General features: G+C 46.9%; 6 protein-coding genes and 1 pseudogene. 4 read left to right on the top strand and 3 right to left on the bottom strand.

The features are described from left to right. Positions 1–458 precede the first annotated feature (458 nt). A complete protein-coding gene (locus tag C6Y40_RS15575; protein ID WP_000127614.1) occupies positions 459–653 on the top strand; it encodes a helix-turn-helix transcriptional regulator in 195 nt (64 codons plus the stop codon). Between the two features lie 16 nt (positions 654–669). Here C6Y40_RS15575 and C6Y40_RS15580 read toward each other — a convergent pair whose 3' ends face one another. Genes C6Y40_RS15580 through C6Y40_RS15590 form a run of 3 tightly spaced genes read right to left on the bottom strand, consistent with a single transcriptional unit; the run spans position 670 to position 3,159 of the window. Next, on the bottom strand, positions 670–1,911 hold the full coding sequence (locus tag C6Y40_RS15580; protein WP_025441390.1) for a tyrosine-type recombinase/integrase: 1,242 nt from the start codon (positions 1,909–1,911) through the stop codon (positions 670–672). A gap of 1 nt (position 1,912) precedes the next feature. Further along, positions 1,913–2,182, bottom strand: a complete 270-nt coding sequence (locus tag C6Y40_RS15585) for a hypothetical protein (protein ID WP_146129589.1) — start codon at positions 2,180–2,182, stop codon at positions 1,913–1,915. Positions 2,183–2,184: 2 nt separating this feature from the next. After that, complete coding sequence (locus C6Y40_RS15590; protein WP_014703154.1) at positions 2,185–3,159, bottom strand: ParM/StbA family protein; 975 nt, start codon at positions 3,157–3,159, stop codon at positions 2,185–2,187. A 482-nt stretch (positions 3,160–3,641) separates the two neighbouring features. On the opposite strand from C6Y40_RS15590, the gene mobI reads away from it, so the two are divergent. From mobI to C6Y40_RS15605, 3 genes and pseudogenes are all read left to right on the top strand, one after another. Then, positions 3,642–4,067, top strand: a complete 426-nt coding sequence (gene mobI / locus C6Y40_RS15595; protein ID WP_425290051.1) for a conjugative transfer protein MobI(A/C) — start codon at positions 3,642–3,644, stop codon at positions 4,065–4,067. Between the two features lie 37 nt (positions 4,068–4,104). Then, positions 4,105–4,737, top strand: a pseudogene (locus tag C6Y40_RS15600) (transposase); the annotation flags it as partial. Between the two features lie 183 nt (positions 4,738–4,920). After that, positions 4,921–7,415 (top strand): heavy metal translocating P-type ATPase (locus C6Y40_RS15605; RefSeq protein WP_088585983.1); only part of this gene is annotated, 2,495 nt, incomplete at its 3' end.

Genomic DNA, 7,415 nt, shown 5'->3' on the forward strand with positions numbered 1-7,415 from the left:
CCCAGCCTTTCAACGCTTAAAACCACCTTTCATTGCACACCACAATCACATCTCTACGTACTGAATTTAAAGGCTTTTTGTCTTTTTCTCGTTTCTTTGCTTTTCAATGATGTTCAAGCGTAACCTCGGAAAGTGTGTACAAACTTGAGTACAAATCGCCATATTTACCGTTTTTAGCCAAATTCCATGACACAAACCTAGCTGTAGGCCTTGTGCCTACTGGGTTTTAGCCAAAACTTGCCTATATTTTTTATGCCAAAAATCGAGAAATGATGGTAAGACGTTCGCGATTATCTCTAATTGTTTGCCGGTTGAGTTGGTTACCGGTTTTTTTTCTGCTGTCCTAAAAGTTCATTTGTATGGACCTGATCTTCTGAACAAATCATGCACCTTTCTGACCATCAACAAGTGATGAATCAGGCGATGATAGCTTTACATTGATTTTCAGGAGAATGCAGATGACAGCAGTAGCGCACCAAGTAACCCCTTTTCTAACGTCTTACGAAGTGATGGCTCGTTACCACATTAGCTATACGACGCTCTGGCGAAGAATAAAAGATGGCAGCTTGCCGCAACCTCGTATCAACCGAAATACACGAAACAAGCTGTGGCACATTGAAGACTTGGAGGAGTATGAGAAGAAAGAGGACTGAGCCTCTTTCTTTTATTTTACTGTCCGAAACGCCAGTTGAATGGAAAGCCTGTCGGCTCGATGATGGTTTCTAGCTGTTGATACCAAACGTCGTAAGCATGACGCATTTCATCCAGGTACTGATATTGGTTGTAGATAGCATCCAACCCTTTTTTGCTGTGGCCAATCATCAACTCGGCAACTTCTTGCGTCGTGATGGCCGACATACGCGTTCGCATCGTTCTGCGAAGATCATGCATAGACCAATGTTCCATCTCAATACCAAGCGACCTGCGAGCCCAGATTTTCACATTGTTAGGAATAGTGGTATCAAAGCCATTTGTGGCAAGCTCTTCTTGTCCGTTCGCGGGAAACAAGTAGGTTGATTTGCTCATCTGCATCGCCAGTTCAATCAGCTCAATAGCTGGCTTAATCAATGGCCGCATGATCGGCGCTCCAATTTTCTCACCTTGTTTGCGGATCTCTATGGGCACTGTCCACATTGCAGATTGCAAGTCAAAGTGATGCTTTTCAGCTTGAATGAGTTCTCCCTTGCGACCGCCCAATAGCAGAAGCAATTTAATGTAGATGCGGTTCTTCTCAGTAATTTTTGACTCGTGCAAATAGCGCCAAAGTATCCTGATCTCGTTATCGTTTAGCACCCGAGTTCGTTTACCTTTCTTACCACCAACCTTCTTTGCTGTGATCCCAGCAGCAGCGTTAATTTCCAAAATCTGTTCATCTATCAGCCAGTCATAAAACTTATGCAGCACAGACACTAGGCGTTCTGTGTTTGACGGAGACGACTCTGAAACCTCACGAAGACAGTTTCGCAAGGACAATTCATTGATGTCAGTTAATGGGTACTTGCCAAGTCTGGGCAGCAAATATATTTCACTGCTGCGTTTTTGGTAGTGCCACGTTTTCTCCTTTAGCCCTTGCTTACCGGCAGAGTCTATCCAGTCTCGAAAAATCGATTCGAAGCTTTGGTTGGCAGAATACTTAGCCCGTTCCTGCTGAAGGTAGAGCTTAGGGTTTCGGCCTTGATCAAGTACAGCCCTTAACCTATCCAGCTCATTCCTAGCTTCAGCAAGCTTCATAAGTGGGTAAGTACCTATGTCTACCCGCTGTTGCTTGCCATCGAAACGATAACGAAACTGAAAAACAATTTTGCCCTTGGGCGATACCCGAGCACTTAGCCCATCTCGGTCGGCTTTTACTACGGTTTCTTTTGCTTCTTTATTTAACCTGGCATCGAGCCAGCTAACTGATAACGCCATGTTATAAGCCCAGCCCTAGTTTTGATTTTAATGATTGTTTACGTGATTCTGCTTTGGGTTCTGGCGCTGTACTCATAGAAGTAATTTCACCATCTGGTGCATGGCCATCCACCGGTGCAGATGTCGTTGATATATTGGGTTGGCTCATGTGAATTAACCCAAAGGTGGCCAGCATCCGCAGACGCTCAGCGCGTTCCCGTGGCGGCGTCTTTTCCAATTCTTTGAGTAGTTCAGGGTGGCTCCCTGGGGGAATGTTGACGACAACTCTCATAATCAGGCCCCATAAAACCAGAAGCCTCGGACGTTCGCCAAAACAGACTGCTCAGGCACGATGATCTTGCTTCGTGAAAAAATCTCCTTGGCCGCTTCCTTATAAGCCAAGGCTCCACCTCCGGCGATCAATACCAAGTCCGCATTAATGCTTTCGTCGCGCATAGATTGGCGCATGGCTGTGAGAGCAACAGGCGCTACCTTTTTCATGGCAGCATTCAGATAAGGTGAAATATCGACTTTTTCTCCAAATAGCAGGACCTGCAAGTCGCCTGTTCTCATGGCTTTTTCAAGTCGATCCATACCTACTTTGGCACCGTGATCTTCCGAAATCAGCTTATCAATAGTTTCCAGTAGCACGGACATTGCCTGAAGACTGGTTCCTGATGAGCTGTAGCGAATTTCTCCGGCCTCAAGGGCAACCCAGTCAACAGAAAAGAAGCCGGGATCTATGACGACGACGCGACCTTCTTCAATCAAGCCCAGATCACCACCTGTTTGAACCAGATCCATATAGGCACCGGCAGGCTGTGGTAGTACTTTGACGTCATGAACGGTGATGCTGCGCTTAGGCGTCACTTGATGGACACCTTTTAAACGCTTCACAAGGTCAGACTTGCGTTGTGGTTCATGAAACTGGGAAACCGGTAATCCAGTGACAACCAAATCGATGGAGTCAGTTTCAGTCATTAACAAGGCGGCATGAAAAAGCGCCTTATAGGTTTTTGTGGTGGGATATTCCGGGTGAAGCTCTCGTTCCCAGCCTTGAAGGCGTCCAGCAGGCACACCAGCCGCCCAACGCTCATTATCGACAGACACATACAAACAAGTTTCATCATCGCCTCCACCGATACGCTCTGGCATACGATCCGCAGGACCGGCACCCGCAGGCAGAATAATGGTTTTCGGTTCACTGCCTGATTGGCCAATTGCCAGCTTCAGGTTCGAGTAACCGATATCTACGCCTAGTACAAACATACTTATCTCCTGTGCACTCAAAGTGCTCTAACGGTTTTCAATCAACCGCGCTGTTCACGCTTGGGCTATTCCAAGTGCTCTGGCGGTTCACTCAAATGTCATTATCAGGATTCGGTGCACTGGCGGTGGGCAGAAAGGTGACAAATCCTTTCATCTATCTGCCTATTGCATTTTCGCAAAAGTATGAGAATAGGCGCTGTTTGGCGGCGGATGACTGAGCCAAAAAAATCGAGACGCCAAACGTCGTTTGCATTCTGGCCTGAACTTGCCAAACGGTTTGTATTTTCATGGCAATACGTCTTTTTAGGCTTTTTTAAGTGAAATCGGCCTGTATCCCTTGTCAGGTAAGGGGTTGCGCGAGTTGATTTATGTCGAGACGCCAAACAGTGATTGTTACGGCAGTTTTACGTTTGGCGTTTCGATCCAAAAGCCAAACGGATAGTGGTTTTGGCTTTTGGGGTTAATTGGATGGGGAAATTGGTTTGGTAGAAATCGTCAATGAACAATGGAAAGCAGAGGTATCAGATTTACTTCAGCAAGAAACGGACAGGCTAAAAGCGCTGGCAAGAGCTGAAGTTGATGACTTTTGGGTTACCCATTACAAGGTTCGCGAGAATGCGCCCTTTAAAGATTGGGGGCTGCTTGGTGTCCGTATCAGAGACTTTAAGTATGGCTTTGGCATAGAGTGGTACATCAACAGTTTTCACGGTCAACGAGGCAAGCGCGTTGTCTTTAGCAAGGGTCTGCGTATTTCAAAGACGAAGCTGAGATACTCATTTTTGGACTGCCAAGGTCTAGCCAAAGAATGGGAGTTAGCGCTGGCCATGGAGAAAGAAGAATTCTTCAGTGATGTTCGACGCCAGGTTGATAAGCTCAACATGCTGCGTCGCAGAGTGAATGCCTACTGAATTATCGGCGCTACTTCACTCGCGGTAACTGGTCTGTTTGTTGCCTGCTAAGAAAGGGGTTAAATACATCCTTCTGGACGATGAGGAGAGCGACGACATGTTGGTAGAAATGAACGTCTCACCACAGGCACGCAAGAAAAATCCTAACCTACCTGAAAAATGGCAAGTCAGAGCCGTTACATATCAAGTACAAGGTAAGCACAAAACCGTGTTTACGTCTTTGCCGAGGGAAGAGTACGACGGAGAATTGGTCGCTGAGCTTTACCATGAGAGATGGTAAATTGAGTTGGGGTATCGAGACATAAAAAGTTCGATGCAACACAACGCTTTAGTACTGAGGAGTAAGACGGTGGAGCTTGTCTATCAAGAACTATGGGGGGCTTTTACTTGGTTATAACTTGGTGAGACGAGAGGCCAGTCAAGCGACAGTAGAGCATGGTCGAATGCCCAATGAAATCAGTTTTAAGTACGCTTGTCAGTTTATCGCGAGTCAACAAAGGTCATGTGCAAAGAGGTGTCTCCCGGTAATACGGCAAAGCGTCTAAAAAGTCTGCGAGGAGACTTATCCATCCTTTTTATAGACAAACGCCCTAAGCCAAATAGGCCTAGGGCGGTAAAAATATCAAAGACCCGATATCCAGTTAATCGCAAGGCAGCTCCGCTTAAGTGAACTACATTGCAGCAAAAAGCTGGGTTTTATCGATACTCTGACACATGAACATGTGTTCATGTAAAGGATTTTATGACGATTTCTTCCACGGTATCGGCATGTTCAAAATAATGCGCTTGACCTTCCCACGATGGTAAGCCTTAAGGTTGTTCTTTATCTGAACATAACGATGAGAAATACATCATGAGCATTCAAAAAAAACAGCATTCTAATGATGGTGAAACTCAAGTCAGTTTGCCCATTGAGGGAATGACTTGTGCAAGCTGCGTTGGACGAGTTGAAGCCGCTCTGGCTAAGGTTGAAGGTGTACAAAGCGTAAGCGTTAACCTTGCAACTGAGCGTGCAGATATCCGCCTAAATACATTAGTTAATCGTATGGCGTTGGTTGAAGCAGTTGAAAAGGTCGGCTATGAGGTTCCCCAAGCTTCTGTAGAGTTATCAGTTCAGGGCATGACATGTGCATCATGCGTAGGGCGTGTCGAAAAGTCGCTCCGAGCGGTTAAAGGTGTAAAGGAAGCCACTGTTAATTTAGCGACTGAAAGAGCCACTGTTCGTGGAACCGCTGGAGCTGATGACCTCATAACTGCTATCGAAAAAATCGGTTATGAAGCCAGCCTGGTTGATAACCAAAGCCAGAATAATGATGATACTGCAGAAAAAAAAGATATTGAAAAGGCTGCGTTGAAGAAAGATTTATTTTTGGCGACTGTACTTGCGTTACCAGTATTTATTCTGGAAATGGGGTCGCATGTGATACCGGGAATGCATCAATGGATAATGGATACCATTGGGCTCCAGGAAAGCTGGTATCTCCAGTTTGTGTTAACATTGCTGGTGCTGGCTATTCCGGGACGGCGCTTTTACGTGAAAGGTTTTCCCGCGTTATTAAGACTTGGCCCAGACATGAACTCTCTCGTCTCCGTCGGGACTCTCGCTGCATTCGGTTATTCAATGGTTGCGACCTTTGCTCCGGGTCTTCTGCCTCAAGGTACCGTCAATGTGTATTACGAAGCAGCTGCGGTAATCGTCGCTCTTATTCTTTTAGGACGATTCATGGAGGCGCGGGCTAAAGGTCGAACGTCTGAGGCTATCAAGCGTTTGGTTGGATTGCAGGCCAAAGAGGCGCATGTGCTGCGTAACGGTATTGTCATCGATATTCCCATCAGCGATGTAGCCCTTGATGACATTGTCGAAGTTCGACCAGGTGAGCGGGTACCGGTTGATGGTGAGGTGAGCGAAGGAACAAGTTTTGTCGATGAATCGATGATAACGGGGGAGCCTATCCCCGTCGAGAAAGTTCCCGGAAGCTTAATGGTTGGCGGGACTGTTAACCAGAAAGGAGCATTGAGGTTGCGTGCAACAGCCGTTGGTGGTCAGACGATGCTGTCACAAATAATCAGAATGGTAGAGCAAGCCCAGGGCTCTAAACTACCCATACAAGCTGTGGTCGATAAGGTGACATTATGGTTTGTTCCTGTGGTGATGCTGGCAGCGTTGTTAACTTTCCTTGCCTGGTTAACATTTGGGCCATCACCGGCCCTGTCTTTCGCACTGGTTAATGCCGTGGCTGTGTTGATCATTGCCTGCCCATGTGCAATGGGATTGGCTACCCCAACCTCTATCATGGTAGGTACTGGCCGTGGTGCAGAAATGGGGATCTTGTTCCGTAAGGGAGAAGCTCTGCAGTTGCTTAAAGATGCCAAGGTCGTTGCTGTAGACAAAACTGGCACTTTGACTGAGGGACGCCCAGTAATGACAGATCTGGAGTTGGCTGAAGGGTTTGAGCTTGACTTAGTATTAGCAAAAGTTGCCGCTGTTGAATCACGTTCGGAACATCCTATTGCCCGCGCTATCGTTGAGGCCGCTCTAGGAAAAGAGATATCACTGCCGGTGTTGACTGAGTTTGATTCAATTACTGGGATGGGCGTCAGGGCTACCGTAGACGGAGAGCGCGTAGAGATTGGGGCTGATCGATTTATGCGTGAGTTAGGCTTGGACATCGAATATTTTTCAAAGACTGCGATACGCCTTGGAAACGAAGGGAAATCTCCACTCTATGTTGCTATCGATGGACGTCTGGCAGCCATTATCGCAGTCGCTGACCCTATTAAATCAAGTACGCCGATTGCCATAAATGCATTGCACCAACTGGGGCTCAAAGTCGCAATGATTACAGGTGACAATGCCAATACAGCAAATGCGATAGCGAGACAGCTGGGTATTGATGAAGTGGTTGCCGAAGTGTTGCCAGAAGGGAAAGTTGAAGCAGTTCGTCGGTTGAAGGAGTCTTACGGTAAGGTCGCTTATGTTGGTGATGGCATTAATGATGCCCCAGCTTTAGCTGTGGCAGATATTGGGCTTGCAATTGGTACAGGTACCGATATAGCGGTGGAATCTGCTGATGTTGTCTTAATGTCCGGCAACCTACAGGGTGTGCCTAATGCTATTGGATTGTCTAAGGCAACAATAGGTAACATCAGGCAAAATCTTTTTTGGGCGTTTGGATATAATGCCGCATTGATCCCTGTAGCAGCAGGCTTGCTGTACCCTGCCTATGGATTGCTGCTTTCGCCAATCTTTGCTGCAGGCGCGATGGCGCTATCCAGTGTATTTGTTCTGGGCAACGCACTTCGTTTGCGTCGGTTCCAGACTCCGCTGGCAGAAGACTCTGAGCACTA

Source organism: Marisediminitalea alba, assembly GCF_002993365.1.
GTDB lineage: Bacteria > Pseudomonadota > Gammaproteobacteria > Enterobacterales > Alteromonadaceae > Alteromonas > Alteromonas alba.